Here is a 17,712-nt window from a genome sequence, read left to right on the forward strand (position 1 = left end):
CGCTTCTGCTGCCGCAGAGACAGAAGAGGTGGGTTACGCCCTGCGGTCTTTGCGCGCCCACAGCGCTAACCCACCCTACGAGACCGTCAGCCCGCGTTGGGCTTCAGCCCCGCGGCCTGGATGCCGGCCACCGCGCAGGCCTCGTCATTGTCGGAGGTGTCGCCGGAGACGCCGACGGCGCCGAGCAGCGTCGCGCCGTCCATGATCAGGACGCCGCCGGGCACCGGCACCAGCGCACCCTTGGCGATGGTGTTCACGGCGTCGATGAAAAAGGCCTGCTCCTGGGCGCGCTGGAACAGGGCGCGCGAGCCCATGCCCATGGCGAGCGCGCCATAGGCCTTGCCGTGCGCGATCTCGCCGCGCATCAGGCTGGTGCCGTCCTGCGCCGCGGCGAGCTTGAGCACGCCGCGCGCGTCGAGGATGGTGACGACCAGCGGCTTGAGCTTGAGTTCGCCGGCCTTCGCGAAGGCGGCATCGAGGATCTTGCGGGCGGTGTCGAGCGTGAGGTCAGCCATGGCTGGTTTCCTTTGCGATTGAGTTGGTCGAGGAATTGGATTCGGCATTATCAAGGCTCATTGCCAGCACGCGCGCGACGTGAAGCGCCTCGCGCTGGGTGCCGTCATGGATCTGGTGGCGGCAGGAGGTGCCGTCGGCAACGACCAGCGTCGTCAGGTCTGCGCGCCGCACGGCGGGCAGCAGCGACAGCTCGGCCATCTCGACCGAGGCATCATAGGTGTCCGCGCCATAGCCGAACGCGCCGGCCATGCCGCAACAGCTCGATTCGATGGTCTCGACCGCAAGGCCCGGGACGAGGCGCAGCACCTGCTCGACCGGCTTGAAGGCGCCGAAGGATTTTTGATGGCAATGGCCGTGCACGACGGCCTTCTCAGCGACGGCGCCGAGCGGCAGTTGCAGCCGGCCGGCCTCGGCCTCGCGCACCAGAAATTCCTCGAAGGTCAGCGCGTGCGCGCCGACCGCCTTGGCGTCGTTGTCCCTGCGCAGCGAGGCGAGCTCGTCGCGCAGCGTCAACAGGCAGCTCGGCTCGAGGCCGACGATCGGTACGCCGCGCGCGGCAAAGGGCGCAAAGGCGGCGACCAGCCGATCGAGCTCGACCCTGGCTTCATCGACGAGGCCGGCGGACAGGAAGGTGCGGCCGCAGCAGAGCGGGCGGCTGCCGCTCAGCGCCTTCGGCAGATGCACGCGATAACCGCCGGCCGTGAGCACGCGCAGGGCGGCATCGAGGTTCTCGCGCTCATAGATGCGGTTGAAGGTGTCGGCGAACAGCACGACCTCACGGCCATCGACGGGCCCGACCACGTCAGCCGCCAGCGCAAACACGTCGCTGCGGAAGGCGGGCAGGGCGCGGTGCGCGCTGATGCCGGCAAAGCGTTCGAATAGCTTTCGGAGCAGCGGGCTGCGGTTGCGCAAATTGGCCAGCGGCGCCAGCCGCGATGTGAGGCCGGCATAGCGCGGGAGATAACCGACCAGGCGGTCGCGCAATGTCAGGCCGTGCGAGGCGGCGCGCGCGGCCAGCACCTCGATCTTCATCTTGGCCATGTCGACGCCGGTCGGGCATTCGTGGCGGCAGGCCTTGCAGGAGACGCAGAGTTTGAGCGTTTCCATCATCTCGTCGGACGACAGCGCGCCGGGGCCGAGCTGGCCCGAGATCGCAAGGCGCAGCGTGTTGGCGCGGCCGCGGGTGACGTCCTTCTCGTTGCGCGTGGCGCGATAGGACGGGCACATCACACCGCCCTCGAGCTTGCGGCAGGCGCCGTTGTTGTTGCACATCTCGACCGCGCCCTGAAAACCGCCGCCGGCGCCGGGATAAGCCGACCAGTCGAGCTTCGTCTTCAGCTCGCCGACGCGATAGTCGGGCTTGAAGCGGAACAGCGAGCGGTCGTCCATCTTCGGTGCGTCGACGATCTTTCCGGGATTGAGCACGCCATCGGGATCGAAGCGCTGCTTCACCTCGCGGAAGTCGGCGACCAGACGCTCGCCGAACATCGTCTCGTGGAATTCGGAGCGCACCAGGCCGTCGCCATGCTCGCCGGAATGCGAGCCCTTGTACTCGCGCACCAGCGCGAAGGCCTCTTCGGCGATCGCGCGCATCGCCTTGACGTCCTTCTCCAGCTTCAAATTCAGCACGGGCCGCACGTGCAGGCAGCCCTCGGAAGCGTGCGCATACATCGTGCCGCTGGTGCCGTGCTTCGCAAACACCTCGTTCAGCCGTGCGGTGTAGTCGGCGAGGTGCGGCAGCGGCACCGCACAATCCTCGACGAAGGAGACCGGCTTGCCCTCCTGCTTCATCGACATCATGACATTGAGGCCGGCGGCGCGGAAATCGGCGATGCCGCTCTGCAATGCGGGGTCGGTGATCTCGACGACGCCGCCCCATTTGCGTTTGTCGTTGGTCCAGCCGAAGCCGAGATCGCCCATGAGCTCACCGAGCTGTTTGAGACGGAGGACGTTGTCCGCCTGGTCTTCTTCGGCGAATTCGACCACCAGCACGGCGTCCGGATCGCCCTTGATCGCGGCGGAGATAATGGGGCGGAACATCGCGATGTCGCGGCCGAGCGCGAGCATGGTGCGGTCGACCAGCTCGACCGCGATTGGCTTCAGCTTGACGAGGTGCTGGGCCGCGTCCATCGCCTCATAGAAGCTGCCGAAATGGCAGACGCCGAGCGCCTTGTTGCGGATCACGGGCCACAGCTTCAGCTCGACTTTGGTGGTGAAGGCCAGCGTGCCCTCGGAGCCGACCAGGAGATGCGCCATGTTGTTGCGCGCATTGCGCGGCACCAGCGCATCGAGATTGTAGCCTCCGACCCGCCGCTGCACTTTGGGAAACCGCGCCGCGATCTCGTCGGCCTCGCGCGTGCCGAGATCGAGCATGTCGCGGAACAGGGCGCGCGCGCTGTCGTTGGCGTCGAGGTCGGAGAGATCGCGCGAGATCTCGCCGTAACGGCTCAGCGTGCCGTCGGCGAGGGCGGCCTCAATCGACAGCGTGTTGTCGCGCATGGTGCCGTAGCGGAGTGAGCGCCCACCGCAGGAATTGTTGCCGGCCATGCCGCCAATGGTGGCGCGCGAGGCCGTGGAGACGTCGACCGGGAACCAGAGGCCATGCTCTTTGAGCTGGCGGTTGAGATCGTCGAGCACGATGCCGGGCTCGACCACGCAGGTGCGGCCCTCGACGTCGAGCGAGAGGATGCGATTCAGGTGTTTCGACAGATCGACCACGATCCCGTCATTGACGGTCTGGCCGCATTGCGAGGTGCCGCCGCCGCGCGGGGTGACCTTGCGCCCCACGTCGCGGGCGATCGCCAGCGCCAGCAAGGCCTCGTCCATGGTCTTGGGCACGACCACGCCGGCCGGCACGATCTGGTAGAACGAGGCGTCGGTGGCGTAGCGGCCACGGCTGAAGCGGTCGAACAGGACATCGCCGGTGATTTCCCGGGCCAGGCGTGCCGCCAGGCTGCCCTTTTGAGCCGATTCCGGTGATTTTCCAGCCACTTCCGCCGCCATGGTCCGCTTTCGCCTGTTCGCCGGCACCGTCTTGCCTCCCGTCACGGCCCTTGGCAAGCGAGCCCTGCTTCTTGTGCATTGACGGACCTCGCCGGGCGAGGGACAAGCCCGGCGAATAGTGATATGCGAGCGGCTCGCGGGAGCCCCGAATTCGGGCCCCCCGACGCTCACGTCGAGACAAGCCTCAAAGACCGGGAAGGACGCCGATGACCGTGCACACTGGAAGGCATTTCTTACAGATTCCAGGACCGACCAATGTGCCCGACCGGGTGCTGCGGGCGATGGACATGCCGACGCTGGACCATCGCGGTCCGGAGTTCGCCGAGCTCGGTTTTGCGGTTCTCGCCTCGATGCAGCGGGTGTTCCGCACCAAGCAGCCCGTGATCATCTTCCCCTCGTCCGGCACCGGCGCCTGGGAAGCGGCGATGGTCAACGTGTTCGCGCCCGGCGACAAGCTCCTGATGTGCGAGACCGGCCAGTTCGCCGTGCTGTGGCGCGGCATCGCCGACAAGTTCAAGCTCGACGTCGACTTCATCCCGAGCGACTGGCGCCACGGCGCCGACCTCGCCGAGATCGAGAAGCGCCTCGTCGCCGACAAGCAGCACGCGATCAAGGCGGTCTGCGTCGTCCACAACGAGACCTCGACAGGTTGCGTGACACCGCCCTTGGAGGTGCGCAAGCTGCTCGACCGCGTCAAGCATCCGGCGCTGTTGATGGTCGATACCATCTCCGGCCTCGGGTCGATGGAATATGAGCACGACGCCTGGGGCATCGACGTCTCGGTCGCCGGCTCCCAAAAGGGCCTGATGCTGCCGCCGGGGCTCGGCTTCAACGCTGTCTCGGAGAAGGCGCTGGCCGTGGCCAAGGCCAACCCCGGCATGCGCTCCTACTGGGATTGGCAGGAAGTCATCAACTTCAACAAGCTCGGCACCTTCCCCTATACGCCCGCCACCAACCTGCTCTACGGCCTGCGCGAAGCGGTCAAGATGCTGGAGGAGGAGGGGCTGGAGAACGTCTGGACCCGCCACAAGCGCCACAGCGCGGCGACGCGTGCCGCGATCAAGGTCTGGGGCCTGGAGACGCAGTGCGCCGACCCGGCTGCACACTCGCCGGCGCTGACCGGCGTGCGCGTGCCTGATGGCCACGACGCCGACGCCTTCCGCAAGGTTGTGCTGGAGAACTTCGACATGTCACTCGGCACCGGCCTGAACAAGGTCAAGGGCAAGGTGTTCCGCATCGGCCATATTGGCCACTTCAACGATCTGATGCTGATGGGCACGCTCGCCGGCGTCGAGATGGGCCTGGATCTCGCCAAGATTCCGCACCGGAGCGGCGGCGTCCTGGCGGCCATGGACGTCCTGAAGGGACGCGACGTGGTGCCGATGACCAAGGCTCAGGTGGCTTAAAGGCTCGGGTGGCCTGGCGACTCAACTGGCCTGAACCGACCTAGAGAAGAAGAGAGCGCGCGATGAACGCACCGACGACGGCCAACGAAGACCTGCTCTACTCCGTCCAGGACGGCATCGCGCGGATCACCTTCAACCGCCCGCAGGCGCGCAACGCAATGACCTTCGCCATGTATGATCGCATGGCGGAGATCTGCCAGGAGATCAACGCCGACCGTTCGATCAAGGCCCTGATCCTGACCGGCGCCGGCGACAAGGCGTTTGCCTCCGGCACCGACATTTCCCAATTCCGTGCGTTCAAGACCGCGCAGGACGCGCTCGACTACGAGGCCCGCATCGACCGCGTGCTCGGCACGCTCGAGCAGTGCCGCGTGCCCGTGATCGCGGCCATCGCCGGCGCCTGCACCGGCGGCGGCGCCGGCATCGCGGCCTGCTGCGACCTGCGCATCGGCACCGAGACGACGCGCATGGGCTTTCCGATCGCGCGCACGCTCGGCAACTGCCTGTCGATGTCGAACATCAGCCGCGTCGTCGCGCTGGTCGGACCCGCCCGCACCAAGGATCTGATCTTCAAGGCGCGGCTCGTCGAGGCGCCGGAGGCGCTGGCGCTTGGCCTCCTCAACGAGGTCGTGCCCGACGTCGAGACGCTGCAGCGCCGCGCCGATGAGACCGCAAAGCTGGTCGCCAGCCACGCACCGCTCACGCTGGAAGCGACCAAGGAAGCGGTGCGCCGCATCCGCCGCACGCTGTCGCGCGAAGAGGGCGAGGACCTGATCCTGAAGGCGTATATGAGCGAAGATTTTCGCGAGGGCATGGACGCCTTCCTCAACAAGCGCACGCCGAACTGGAAGGGCAAGTAGCCCGCGTCCTTGGCCGGCTGCGCCATATTAGGGCGTTTACTCATAAAGGCGCAGACGTCGGCTTTGAGATCTAAGCAGAAATTTTCTGCTCAATCAGAGCGTCGCCGGTTTTGACCCATTGCGGAAATTCCGTCGTTCGGTGTATGCGGTGTCCCTGAGGGACTGGATTGTTCTCACTAACTTTGAGTAATCGGCCCAAAACGCTCAGCCAGAGCGCCCGATCTTGGCGTCAGGAACGCCCCCTCGATCTTGGCATGTTGACTTTCAAATACTGAAGGGATGTTAGGACAATCTGTCGGTTCTGCTTCGTGGCGGCGCAGCTACGACCTCGATCGTTGCTGACACGGTCCGTATCAGCTCAGATTGCCTTTGAACTCGGCAGAGATGCTCGGCGGAATGGTGCGCATATAGACGACGATCCCTTTTCATCCTACTCAGCTCCTCATGACCTAAGGCGGCGGGGCTGGGAAGAGAATAGCGCGCTCGCAGTCCCGAGAGGAGTGAGGGCGACTGAACGTCGTCTATTGGCCCGGAGACGATCCAAGCTCCGGCCGCTCTTAGGTCTGCTGTCGGTAGTGGACCGGTCACGAGGCCGCCCTCGCCGAGCGGCAGGTCGTTCGCAATCTGTTACTACGACAACGTAGTTATGTAGTCGCAATGTAGGACTGTTGGTCTTGCAGCGTCATCAAAGAGCACTGTAACGCCGCCGGTGCGTTGGCTGAATTCGACAACCGTGCCAGTTTTGTGAGCCAAATCCGGGCATCGAAGCGCTCCAAGCTCACTTATTTTGAAATGGGTGCCGACGGCAAACCTGCGTGCCTCATGAACAATCATTTTACCATCCGAATTAAAGAAAAGGACGATTTAAAGGAATCATTATAGCGCAAGCTGGAAATTTCGCAACCTAAGGTATGTATCAGTTGGTGGGCGTTGCAGCTTGGTCCAGCGACGGAGTGATGGGGGTCATGCCGATAAACAAGATGCCGGATTTTCCCTCGTATTTTGGCTATTGGCTTCTTTGGCTGGTTGCGGGTTTCGTCGTTTGGCTCTTTAGCATAGCGCTGTTCTGGTCCGGACACTGGATCATTGGCGTTATGGCCATTCTCGCGACCATCGCTGTCTATTTCCGTCACGGGATGGCAATCGCAAAGCAGCGGGAACGATGGCTGCGCTTTTCGTACGGCCCCCGCTATCGCCGGTATTCTCTCCGAGAGCGTTTCGGCACGGGTTCTCCGTTTCGACCTCACAACGAGAGCTAATTCGGCGCAACTCAACCTTCCGCCTCTGGCCGACAGGAGACCTCTCACGCGTGCCGGGCGTAAGACCCCGGGACATCAATGGAATGCTGATGGGACACTTCGGCGTAGGCCAGTGAAAGCTCAATCAACGGACACCATCTACGTGATCCTGCTGATCACGACCCTTGTTCTGGGATTCGTCGCAACCGTCTTATGGGGGCCAGATTTCGAGTGGCTTGGGCGCGATGTTGAGGCGGCTTACATCTTCAAGCTGGTCGGCATCGGGCTGGTCGTGTTCTTCTTAATCGCGATCACCTTCAGCCTCATCTGAGATCGATCTTACAAACCCGGACGGCGCGGCGCCTTAGAGAGCGACGACACTCAGCGTAGCTATCTCGTCCGTGTTCGACGTCGCGCTGCGGTTTAGCTACGAAAAAGCGGATTGCTCACCTCCGGGCCGAGCGTAGCCAGTGCATGCGAAACGTCGGTTTATGGCCCGAAGGCGAGCTTCGAACGGCGTCCTCAGTTGTCGGCTCGTTGGGGTAGACCGGAACCACCCGGCCGATCCTCCAAACGGCGCTAATGACCCGAAGCAGACTATCCCCGAGCCTCATCGATCTTTTGCCGAAGCTTACGCGCCCACCTTGGAGGCTCGGTACCAAAGAGGCTCGCATTTACTATTCCGCAAAGCGCGCCTAAGCCGAAACCGCCGAGACCAAGCCCTACCAGTAGCCCGAGCGCAAGGAACACGTACAAATCGCCGGACGACAAAGAAAGGAGCATCACTAATGTCGGCATATTGGAGCCTATAGCGAGCCACCAAGCCAATGTCGGTTTTTTGCGAGCAAGTGCCTTGTGGCCCATCGCTTCCGTACGGGGCATTGCGGTGACCGGGGGCGGAGCTATAGCGGAATCGCCACGCCGCTGGTCAGAACGGCGCCGTTGACCCAAAGCCGACTTGAGGCGCCCGGTTTTTATTGGCCCGTCGTCACTGCGGTAACGAGCCCAATCAAAGTCAGGAGAATGGTGAGGGGATCACCGCAAGCACGCCGTCGATGAAGGCTCGGCATTCTGCATGAGTCTTAAAGGTCCCCTTGTACTTCCCAAATAAGAAAACGGTTCGACCCTGTCCCTTTCCGAAAAAGTATTGGCCGACGGGCCGTCCGAGCTCGTCTTGGAGCTCAACGCTGCCAAGGGTTTGCACGGTCTTAAGGTCTATCTCGGGAAGGTTAATCTTCACGTCAGTCTCTGGCTCGCTAACGTGGTTCAGCTTCTTTGCGAGATGGGGGAGGCGACATTGGCAGTCACTAAGTCGCAACATTCATGGAAACGGTCGAACAGGGAAAGTCCAATTCGCTCTACAAACCGTGTGCGACCCCGCGTCCGCATGCCGCAGTTTCCGCCTCTGCCCTTAGCCGGACCACGCTTACCACGGCGCAGCCGCGCTCTCTCCGGCTGCGCTTGTGAAGAATAGAGCACTTGTCCGACTTCATTCCAAAGCTGACTCAAGCCCTTGAGTTTTTTCTCAAAATTCTGAACTTCGGACCGCGACTAAACCCGGCTTCCCGGTGGGAAATATGGTCGATTGATGCGAGCGGGAGGCGGGTTGCGCGACCCGAAAGTTCGCCTTTAGGAACCGCTTAAATGATCTCTGCTGTGGCGTACAGGTGACATGCTTAGTGCGACTCCTCGGCTATGTTGCATCATCAAATTGCTCGCATTCCATGTCTAAAAATTGGGGAAGATAATGAAAAAGCTCGCCATCGCCGCCGCCGCTCTTGTCCTCGGTACCGCCGGCGCGTCAGCGGCCGATCTGGCCGCCCGGCCTTACACGAAGGCGCCGGCGCCTGTCGCCGCCGTTTACAACTGGACCGGCTTCTACATCGGTGCGCAGGCCGGTTACGCCTGGGGTGATAACAGCACCCGTGAGTTCGTCACCGCAACGGGCGCCCCCACTGGCTTCGTCCAAGGCTTCAACGCTGATGGCTTCGTTGGCGGTGGTCACATTGGCTACAACTGGCAGTTTGGCCAATTCGTCTTCGGTCTCGAGGGCGACATAGAGGGCGCCGACGTCAAGGGCGGTTATCGCCTGGCAAACACCAACGGCACGGACTTCCGGATCGACGCTCAGGCCTCTATCCGTGGTCGCCTCGGTGTAGCTTTCAACAATTCGCTGCTTTACGTGACCGGTGGTGCGGCCTGGGCAGATATGGACCACACCTACGTGCTCGCGAACGCGGTGTTCGAGACCGTCTCCACCACCCGCACCGGCTGGACAGTCGGCGCAGGCTGGGAATACGGCTTCACGCCCAACTGGTCGGCCCGTGTTGAGTACCGCTATACCGATTTCGGCACCTTCCGGAACAACTCCACCGTCTCGTTCCCCGGCTTCTCCTACGAGCACGATCCGGTGTTCCACACCGTGCGTGCGGGTGTCAGTTATCGCTTCGGCGGCCCGGTGGTCGCGAAGTACTGATCTGCCCAACCGGATCAAAATCAGCAGCTCAAAGCCCCGGCGTCGTCCGGGGCTTTTTGTTGTCGGATAGTGAGCAGCTCCCGACAAGCCTTCAGATATTCTCGGTGGATCATCAGCGACGAGTGGCGGCTTCAATGAGCGGCGCGATAGGATTGGAGCGAGCGGAAGCAGTGGCGATGTTAGCTTTTGGCCCATCGGCGAAGTGGCAAGCGAGCCTGAGGATGTCCGATCATCCGAGTAGACCGGAAGTGAACGGCGGCGTGCCAGAGCGACGCTTCTGACCCTGCCTGTGTGAAAACGCGAAGGACCAATACTCGACTAGAATTGCATTCTTCAGTTCGTCGTCAAAGTTGAAAGCTCTTGCGAGCTTGAGCCCCAGAAGGGGCTTGGACGAACAACTTCTTCTATCGCGCTCAAGCGTCCTGGCGTTTTCACACAGCCAAGACCCATAGCAGACCTCAAACCATCGAGCTGCCCCTAAGGTAGCAGATCGGATTTCAATGCGTATGCGGCACCGCCGCACCCGTTTTAGATCGCACTATGTAGGGCTTCCGCAGTCGTAGAAGCGGTTTCTCGAAGAACTCGCATGACAGCCTCGCCAGGGGTGCGACGGCCGCGAAAAGCACGGTCCCAGCTGGGAGCGCCCACCAAACGTTGGCGTCTTGGCCACCACGGTCTTCGATGAGGGAGGCCGCCAGAGCTCTTATGTGATCGAGGCGAGAAAAATATAAGCCACTGCAGGATTTTATGAAATCACGAACTATGCTCGGTCTAAATCGACCAGATAAGCTAACTAACTCCTCAAAACTTCCGCAACGCCAGGCGTTCCTGCTTCTTGACCGCTGGTGGGTGCCTGTTGCGAGTCTTTGAGGAGCCGCAGCGCCGCAGCCGTGACGAGACCCGTGGCGAGCAGGTACACGGGGGATATGTCCCAGCCGGGTCCTTCGAAGACCAAATAGGAGAACAAACCCGCGGCCGACACGATGAAGCCGACCCAGGCTAGCTTCGGTAGGCGAAATCGACGTTCGCTCCGCCAAAGATCAAGCACGAGGTAGTACGCGAGAAGGCTGTTGCAGAGTGCCGCCGGCAGCACCCCCAGGACGATTCCGGTTTCAAACGCGAGATAGGATAACACGCCGTCGAGCTGAGCAATCACCGCGAAGGGCAAATAGCGCGGATTGAGGCAGGCCAGCGCGATCGACGCAAGCTCGAACGCGTAGAAGTACCGCTCGTGCATCTTCGGGAGCAAATACGGCATGAGCATAAGCGATACACATGCGGCCAGTAGAATAAACTCCGGCCCCGCCCGTTGAGAGCGCGCGATGAAGATCGATAAGGCGAGCCCGCTCGCCGCCGCGAGCACCATGCCGACGGCGACCCCGATCGCGTACGGCATTCCTCCAGCCAACACCCAGATGTTCGCTGCGTTCATGGTGAGGCGATTGAATGTGTGAGCTTGGTCCAAATAGACCGCAAACACGGAAACTAACGATCTGCCGGCGACGAGAACCGGAATCGCGAGAACCACGTAGATCCCGGGAATGGTAGCTAGCCACGCCAGGTGGATCCGGCGGCGCAAAATCATGCCGAGCACGAAGGGTCCCAGGAACACGCCCTGAGCCTTCACAGAAAACGCCATCGCAAATGGCGCAACGCCATTTCGGTCCCGCATGAAAAGCGCCACGGAAACCAGGGTGAAGAAGGTCCAGATCGAATCGGCCTGCCCCCACAATGCGCCATTGAAGATCACCGTAGGTGCAAGCCAAACCGCGCAGAAGGCCACGCACGCGCGCAACGGTACCTTTGTCGCTCGCCAGACCATCTGGGCGACGACGATCGCGCAGCCCAGCTCGAATACTCCCGAGATCGCTTTCACGAGGGACAGTGGCTGTCCCAGCCAATCAAAATGGGTAGCGATCAGTAGGAGATAGCTATAAACCGGGGTGTAGTTGGTGAAAGGTTCGGCCAGTGCAGCATTACCGTGATCTCGTGCAAAGGCATACCACGGGATCAGGAACTGAATGGCGTCGTCGGTGGCGTGCTCCCGGGCGAGGTAACGGAGCCCAAGGCCTGCAAACCCGGCCCCCATCACTAGGCCGATCGCAAGCGGCGAGTACGTGTGCAACGTCTCGTTAGGCCTGATGCAGAGGCTGGGATCGGCCGACGTGCCAATAGTCTCTTTTTTCACGCGATCGCTTTTGCTTTTGAAGTCTTTGAAGGGCGTTGCGACTTCATTTTGCTTTCAACCTAAAGGAGCAATCATTTCCAGTTTCATAAGGAGCGGTTCTGCCATGGGCAATTTCTCTCAGAAGGATTGTTTGGTTAGCAAAGCTTTGGTGGAACTGATGATCGTTTAAGTTGGCCGGAAGCAGGGACGCGGTTCGCATTGGGCCGCCTTCATGGTCCGCACGCCCCCGCGTGCGGCCGTGGAAGATGCGTTGATGCTGGTCGCCCGTGAGCATCAGTTGCGCGTCCTCGTGTGATTGAAGGCCGCGCCGGTCGCAAGGCCGTTCGCCTGATCTCAGGGGCTACCGGAGCCGCCGCCTATGTCTGCTTATCCCCAGCCAAGCCAGATATTTGACAAGGACGTGGAAGCACGACGGCCGCAAAAAAATCAGTTTTCGCATTCTATGTTCAACAGCGGCCAGATACGCCAGCCTGCAAATAGTCCGCAAGCTCCGTGGCGGCCCCAGCATCGGGTCGGGGGGCATGATACTGGGGCCTCCGGACAGGCTGTTGCCTCATGGGACTGAGGCCGTCACCGGGAATCCAAAGCACGACGCCAATCTGCCGTTCCGTTGTTGCCGAATATTCCCGAATGTATGTCCAATTCACACAGGTCTGCTGACAAGCAGAAAGGCCGCAAAGGTCGGCAAGAACGGCCCCTGCGGCCGCCACCGCGTCGTTCCGCACGATCGGCGCGGCGGCTGAACTTGAGCATATCGCGCGCCAGCCTCGCCACGATCTTAGTCCGTCATTAGCGAGAATCTGTCAGTGTTGCTCTCGGGACGGGGCCGTGGGGGACAAACCTGCTGACGCTACTCGAAGATCGCCAGCAACTGCCAATAGTCCGGCCCGCTCAATATCATCGGAAGCCCCGCCAGCATGATCGTCTGCGCTAGTCCTGGACTGCCTCAATGATCCTCTTTTGATGACATGGCAGGCGTGAGATGAACCGTGAGATTCGAAACTCGAACACTAAAATTGCGATCGCAGTGCCGATTGCAATGCAGGTGGCGATCACGACGGCTGTAGTCCTCTTAGTCGGAACACGGGGATGGGACGACGGCGCGATCACACTCGCTTACTCGAAGACCTTCGCTGCGACCGGCCGCATCGCACTGACGCCGCTTTCGGAACAGGTGGAGGGGTTTTCCACTATCGCGTGGTTCCTAATTAATTCGTTCGTCGCCCTGTTCCAGCCGAGCTTTGCTACTGCCATCGCCGTTGCTCAGGGCATGACGGGGCTCTTCTTCTGCCTTACGATCCTTCAGATCTGGTTGCTAACCAAGGATCTAAAACTCGATAAGTTCGCCTCAGCCCTGTTGCTCTCGACCTACGCTGCTCTCGGAATGTCTTTGAGCGAAATCGCGAACGGAATGGAAATGCCGCTCTTGTGTTTCACGGGAGTTGGAGTCGTACGGAATTTATATTTTCGCTCAAATCTGTTGCAGGCCGCAGCCTTCGGGAGCGTGTTCCTCCTTACTCGTTTTGAGGCAATGGTCTACTACGCATTCATCCTTGCACCCCTTTTATACGAGCGCCGGACCAAAGACTTCGTGATCCTGGCGCTTACGGGCACGGCAGTGCTGGGTGGGACCGAGGCCCTGCGGCTCTGGCTTTTCTCGGATTGGGTTCCTAACACCATCTACGCCAAAATGCAGCCTCCCTACCACGAAGACAACCTAAGGGAGTTAGCCAAAAAGGCCTCTGCGGCATTCGAAGTCGTAAGGGCAATGCCACTGTTGTTCTCGTCTATGGCTATCATAGTGTATCTGCACTTTGCTTGCTTTTTAGACTCGTTTAATCAGCGAACGGAGCTATTCACCAAGTCGTTATATCTCTTTGCCCCCATGTTCGGAGTAATTGCATTCAACTCTGCAATAGGGACTAATTGGGGTTACGTGGGGCGAATGCAAACGCTCGCTTTCCCGTTTGCACTTCTTCTATTCGGGTTTTGGTCTAAGAAACTCGAGTTGTTTCGCAGTGAACTGCAGCGCTCATATGTTTTGATTGCCACAATAGTAACAGTTGTAGTCAGCTGGTGGTCAAGCGCCAAGCCGCCGCTCTCGCAAGCCTATCTGACTATCAGATCACAGGCACAGTCTGCTCCATTCGGTGTAACGCCCGCATCCTACCGGCTCACCGGACTTGCCGTGGATCGGATCCGGGAATTGACAGGCAGGGCGAGTATTAGCTTTCTGACGCCAGACGTAGGTGGTGTCGGCCTTTGTTGCTCACGCGTGAGGATCGTGGATTTAGGCCTTCTCGCGAACCGAATCCTTGCCCATCAAGGGTACGGCGCACTAGACGAGGTCATATCTACTGAGCGCCCCGAGCTAATCGAGGCCCATGAGCAGTGGGCAGAGATTCCAATGCTCTACAAGCTAGCGTCGTTTACTCGGTCATATGAACCCCTCATCATTGACAACACACGAATGTATGTTCGTCGCGACGTAGCAAAAGAACTGTTGGTGAGCGGCTTTGCTGTAACTTGCAGCCTAGAGGATAAGAACTGCCGGTCGCGGGCGCTAATTGAGCACCGGTATGCGCTTTATTCGACTAAGGATGACGACTTCGAGTTCCTGAAGAGTGGTTATTTTGTCGATGTCACTTCGCGTTGAAGGAGGCATTTTCGGCAGAGCCGATTGCGCGGCGGCGTCGGATTCAGGATTGGTCCGCGCCGCCGCCGCTGCTGTATTGGAAACCAAAAGTGGCACTACCGTTTGATCAAGCCGCTTTTGCCAAACAAGGCGCGGGCGTTAGGGTAATCCTCGATGCCTCCGGCTGGTGGCAGGCGGGAGAGTAGTGCGGCGCAATCAAGCCACTTTCTGCTGATTGTCGATAGGCTCGACCACCAATTTAACGCCGCGCGCGTTCATTGCCTTGAGGCGGTTGGCTATCTTGCCGTCCCAACAAAGTGTCCGTCCGCCTCGCCGTCCTTAGTGAATCTTGGACAGACGCAAAAGCCTCCCGGTGAGCTGCGGGTTGGACACATGACCTTTGGTGTTCCCGACGGCAGTTCGGAAGCATTCACGAGGCATTCCGATTTAGGTTTTGGATCTTGCGACGCACCCTTAGCGAACACGGCTGTACCAGCGCCGGCCAGCATTAAAACAATAAGGACGCCTTGAAGGAAGCTCATGCGTGGTCCTTATAGCGGTGGCAAGCAATTGAGCGGTTCTTCAACAGGATCGAGCAACATCATCGTATAGCGACGCGCTACGGCAAATTTACCGCCAACTGCCTCGCTCTTTCCAGTTCGCTAATCAGGCTATGGCTCGGCGCTAAACTAAATAAGTCCTATCCTAGATTGGTGCCGCGGAACCTGTGGGGGAGCTTTAGCTTCATTCCTCGCGCCGATAAGTATTCCGCCGCGTCTGTGTCTCGCGAATTTCTTGGTAACTCGTCGCTTCATCTATGAGACGCATCGTGCATGAGCGTGCGAGCTGCTTAGCGATAATTTGGGCGCGGTTGGCGATGTCGTGCTGAGTGGCTTTCAGGACTCCAGCATGTTGTGCGCGCGCAAAGACATCGCAGACCTTTGGGAGGAAGTTCGGCGCGTACCCGAACGCCTTAACGCCCTGCTTGGTGCGGAATTCGATCTGGTCGGCTATCGCGAAAAGGTCTTCGCCGATAAAAGGCTTGAGACTCTGCACTGTCAGAAAAGCAGGGAGATTGGGGCCGCTCCTGTAATACTGACGTCCTTTGGGCGGGCGAATGCGGCCCAGGCCCACCATGAAGCCACTCTGAGTGATCACGCGCTGCCCGTTGTCGAGGACCGCAACCTCGATCTCGATGGTTCCGAATTGAAGGACGCCTTCATGCGTCGCTTGCGGCAAGTGTCTCGCCCAGCGGGCTTTAGCGGCCTTCCGAGCTATTTCCCTGCGCTCGTCACGTGATAGGGCGGCTGCCCTTGCAGCGCCGCCAGCGGCTCGGGCGGGAACTCCCCACTGGACTTTCCACCGCGTTCTCCGCCGCGCGTGGTCGAGGTCTAAACTTACTTTTCTACGCGTATTCATGCTTCACGAATATGGTTTGATCAGAAAATTGCAAGCGCGGCGTTGCACAAAAATGGGCTCGGTGAAGCGTAGCAATTACGCGGCGAGCAACTCCGGATCATTAAGTACGGCCTTGACACGTTCTGGTGACGAGCACTGCCAGGCTGCTGTACAAAATGCCCTCAGCATCATGTCCCTGCACCGAATTTGTGGAACCGGCGGAAACGTTGACGCGAGAGCTTGGGCGACACTTAGTGCCTGGTAGATATTTCGTTCCTGGTAGAGCTTCGGGCCAAAGACGCCTCCCAGCAATCCGGCCCAAAAGTTATGCTTGTGCGAACGCACCAAGACGCCCTTCTTGCCCACCGAGATCCAGCAGGCGTCTCCGCTCTCCAGTATAATGGTCGCATCGTGGCCAAATTTTTCGTTGATGTAGAGCAGGCGCGGCATCACTCGTCACTCTTAGCTTTCTTACTTTTAGCTTTTTTGCATTTTCGGACACTTAGTCGAAGGGGCCCATTCCTTATAACTTTAGGCCCTGATCAGGGCCACTGATTGCTTGCTCCGAGTCTATGAGCCCCGCGGATCGCTTGTAGCTCAGGAGGGCGAGGCTTGTCTCATTTCAGATCTCATTCCAAAGTCATAACGGGGATGACGTCGGATGGCTTGAACTTGGCCGGATTCGCCAGCACAATGGTCGTTGAATTCATCTCTGAATTTCCAATCCGAACAAGAACATAGGGAAGACGCCCGTGGGACATGGAATGAAGGCCGCGATTGCGCTGACAGTCGCGCTGTGCGGCACTCCGGCTGTTGCCGGCTGGGAGCCGGCAAAGCCGGTCGAGATCGTGGTGGCGGCGGGTGCGGGCGGCGCCTCCGACCAGATGGCGCGGATGATGCAGGCCGCGATCCAGAAGAACAATCTGATGAAGCAGCCGATCGTCGTCTCGCTCAAGGGCGGCGCCTCGGGTGCCGAAGCGCTGATGTACATGAAGTCCAGCGAGGGCGATCCGAACAAGGTGCTGATCGCCTATTCGCTGATCTACATGCTGCCGCTGTCGGCCAAGATCCCCTTCAACTGGCGTGAGCTGACCCCGGTTTCGGTGATCGCGCTCGACCAGTTCGTGCTCTGGGACAACAGCGCGGGCCCCAAGACGGTGAAGGAATTCGTCGCGGCCGCGAAGGCGGCGAGCGCGCCGTTCAAGATGGGCGGCACCGGCTCCAAGCGCGAGGACCATGTGCTGACCGTCTTCCTCGAGCAGAAGACCGGCGCAAAATTCTCCTATCTACCCTACAAGTCCGGCGGCGAGGCCGCGACCCAGCTGGTCGGCAACCACACCGAAGCCAACGTCAACAATCCTTCGGAAAATCTCGAAGTCTGGCGCGCAGGCCAGGTGCGCCCGCTCTGCGTGTTCGACAAGGAGCGCATCTCCTACACCGGCAAGGTGACGGACACCCAGTCCTGGGCCGACATCCCCACCTGCAAGGAGGAGGGCGTCGACGTGCAATATCTGATGCTGCGCGCGATGTTCCTGCCCGGCAAGGTGACGGCTGAGCAGCAGGCGTTCTATGTCGAGCTGTTCCACAAAGTGACGCAGACCGCCGAATACAAGGACTACATGGAGAAGCAGGCGCTGAAGCCGATCTTCCTCACCGGCAAGGACATGGTGCAGTTCCTCGAGGAGGACGATGCCATCAACAAGTCGCTGATGACGGAAGCTGGATTCGTCGCGAAGTAGTCTCTCTCTCTCTCTCTCTCTCTCTCTCTCTCTCTCTCTCTCTCTCTCTTCTCCCTGTTCTTACGGGGAGAGGGCTGGGGTGAGGGGCGTCTCCGCGATTTCGACTCTCACCGTCCTTGTGGAGATTCCCCCTCTTCCCGCACGTGGGGAGAGGGGGAATTGAACGCACTCCGTCCCTAACAGAGCATGTCCCAAACCGATCTTGAAATCGTCGTCGACGATCCGACCGCGCCTGAAGACGATTCGCCTTCCG

The 17,712-nt window shown here is 60.2% G+C and carries 11 protein-coding genes; 6 read left to right on the top strand and 5 right to left on the bottom strand.

The genetic code is table 11. The annotated features are described in order from the left end of the window. Positions 1-86: 86 nt before the first annotated feature. The gene (locus A3AS_RS0119625; RefSeq protein WP_018319272.1) at positions 87-515 is read right to left on the bottom strand and encodes a heme-binding protein; all 429 of its coding nucleotides are present in this window, start codon (positions 513-515) and stop codon (positions 87-89) included. Then, positions 508-3,519 (bottom strand): FAD-binding and (Fe-S)-binding domain-containing protein, encoded by a 3,012-nt coding sequence (locus tag A3AS_RS0119630; protein ID WP_049814930.1) that lies wholly within the window; start codon positions 3,517-3,519, stop codon positions 508-510. Before A3AS_RS0119630 ends, A3AS_RS0119625 begins: the two co-directional genes overlap by 8 nt. Before the next feature lie 206 nt (positions 3,520-3,725). Here A3AS_RS0119630 and A3AS_RS0119635 point away from each other — a divergent pair, with 206 nt between their 5' ends. From A3AS_RS0119635 to A3AS_RS0119660, 4 genes are all read left to right on the top strand, one after another. Beyond that, positions 3,726-4,925, top strand: coding sequence for an alanine--glyoxylate aminotransferase family protein (locus tag A3AS_RS0119635; RefSeq protein WP_018319274.1), 1,200 nt, complete (start codon positions 3,726-3,728; stop codon positions 4,923-4,925). Positions 4,926-4,987: 62 nt separating this feature from the next. Next, positions 4,988-5,785 (top strand): enoyl-CoA hydratase/isomerase family protein, encoded by a 798-nt coding sequence (locus tag A3AS_RS0119640; RefSeq protein WP_018319275.1) that lies wholly within the window; start codon positions 4,988-4,990, stop codon positions 5,783-5,785. 1,401 nt (positions 5,786-7,186) lie between these two features. Continuing rightward, complete coding sequence (locus A3AS_RS0119650) at positions 7,187-7,354, top strand: hypothetical protein (protein WP_157644308.1); 168 nt, start codon at positions 7,187-7,189, stop codon at positions 7,352-7,354. Between the two features lie 1,416 nt (positions 7,355-8,770). Continuing rightward, positions 8,771-9,499: an outer membrane protein gene (locus A3AS_RS0119660; protein ID WP_018319279.1), complete on the top strand. Its 729-nt coding sequence runs from the start codon at positions 8,771-8,773 to the stop codon at positions 9,497-9,499. A gap of 793 nt (positions 9,500-10,292) precedes the next feature. Here the strand turns inward: A3AS_RS0119660 and A3AS_RS0119665 are convergent. Then, positions 10,293-11,687 (bottom strand): hypothetical protein, encoded by a 1,395-nt coding sequence (locus A3AS_RS0119665; RefSeq protein WP_018319280.1) that lies wholly within the window; start codon positions 11,685-11,687, stop codon positions 10,293-10,295. 982 nt (positions 11,688-12,669) lie between these two features. On the opposite strand from A3AS_RS0119665, the gene A3AS_RS0119670 reads away from it, so the two are divergent. Continuing rightward, positions 12,670-14,343 carry a hypothetical protein gene (locus A3AS_RS0119670; protein ID WP_157644309.1) on the top strand — a complete coding sequence of 558 codons (1,674 nt, stop codon included), beginning with the start codon at positions 12,670-12,672 and terminating at the stop codon, positions 14,341-14,343. A gap of 723 nt (positions 14,344-15,066) precedes the next feature. Here the strand turns inward: A3AS_RS0119670 and A3AS_RS43590 are convergent. Both A3AS_RS43590 and A3AS_RS0119680 read right to left on the bottom strand, forming a co-directional pair. Continuing rightward, the gene (locus A3AS_RS43590; protein ID WP_018319282.1) at positions 15,067-15,561 is read right to left on the bottom strand and encodes a hypothetical protein; all 495 of its coding nucleotides are present in this window, start codon (positions 15,559-15,561) and stop codon (positions 15,067-15,069) included. 255 nt (positions 15,562-15,816) lie between these two features. Continuing rightward, positions 15,817-16,170, bottom strand: a complete 354-nt coding sequence (locus A3AS_RS0119680; RefSeq protein WP_020508704.1) for a hypothetical protein — start codon at positions 16,168-16,170, stop codon at positions 15,817-15,819. Between the two features lie 314 nt (positions 16,171-16,484). On the opposite strand from A3AS_RS0119680, the gene A3AS_RS0119685 reads away from it, so the two are divergent. Continuing rightward, on the top strand, positions 16,485-17,459 hold the full coding sequence (locus A3AS_RS0119685; protein ID WP_026202160.1) for a tripartite tricarboxylate transporter substrate binding protein: 975 nt from the start codon (positions 16,485-16,487) through the stop codon (positions 17,457-17,459). The last annotated feature ends 253 nt before the right edge of the window (positions 17,460-17,712 follow it).

The organism is Bradyrhizobium sp. WSM2793, assembly GCF_000379585.1.
Taxonomy (GTDB): Bacteria; Pseudomonadota; Alphaproteobacteria; order Rhizobiales; family Xanthobacteraceae; genus Bradyrhizobium.

Excerpts from the sequence above, each read along its gene's own strand:
- A3AS_RS0119625 (WP_018319272.1), bottom strand. The coding sequence starts at position 515 with ATGGCTGACCTCACGCTCGACACCGCCCGCAAGATCCTCGATGCCGCC.
- A3AS_RS0119630 (WP_049814930.1), bottom strand. The coding sequence starts at position 3,519 with ATGGCGGCGGAAGTGGCTGGAAAATCACCGGAATCGGCTCAAAAGGGC.
- A3AS_RS0119635 (WP_018319274.1), top strand. The coding sequence starts at position 3,726 with ATGACCGTGCACACTGGAAGGCATTTCTTACAGATTCCAGGACCGACC.
- A3AS_RS0119640 (WP_018319275.1), top strand. The coding sequence starts at position 4,988 with ATGAACGCACCGACGACGGCCAACGAAGACCTGCTCTACTCCGTCCAG.
- A3AS_RS0119660 (WP_018319279.1), top strand. The coding sequence starts at position 8,771 with ATGAAAAAGCTCGCCATCGCCGCCGCCGCTCTTGTCCTCGGTACCGCC.
- A3AS_RS0119670 (WP_157644309.1), top strand. The coding sequence starts at position 12,670 with ATGAACCGTGAGATTCGAAACTCGAACACTAAAATTGCGATCGCAGTG.
- A3AS_RS0119680 (WP_020508704.1), bottom strand. The coding sequence starts at position 16,170 with ATGCCGCGCCTGCTCTACATCAACGAAAAATTTGGCCACGATGCGACC.
- A3AS_RS0119685 (WP_026202160.1), top strand. The coding sequence starts at position 16,485 with ATGAAGGCCGCGATTGCGCTGACAGTCGCGCTGTGCGGCACTCCGGCT.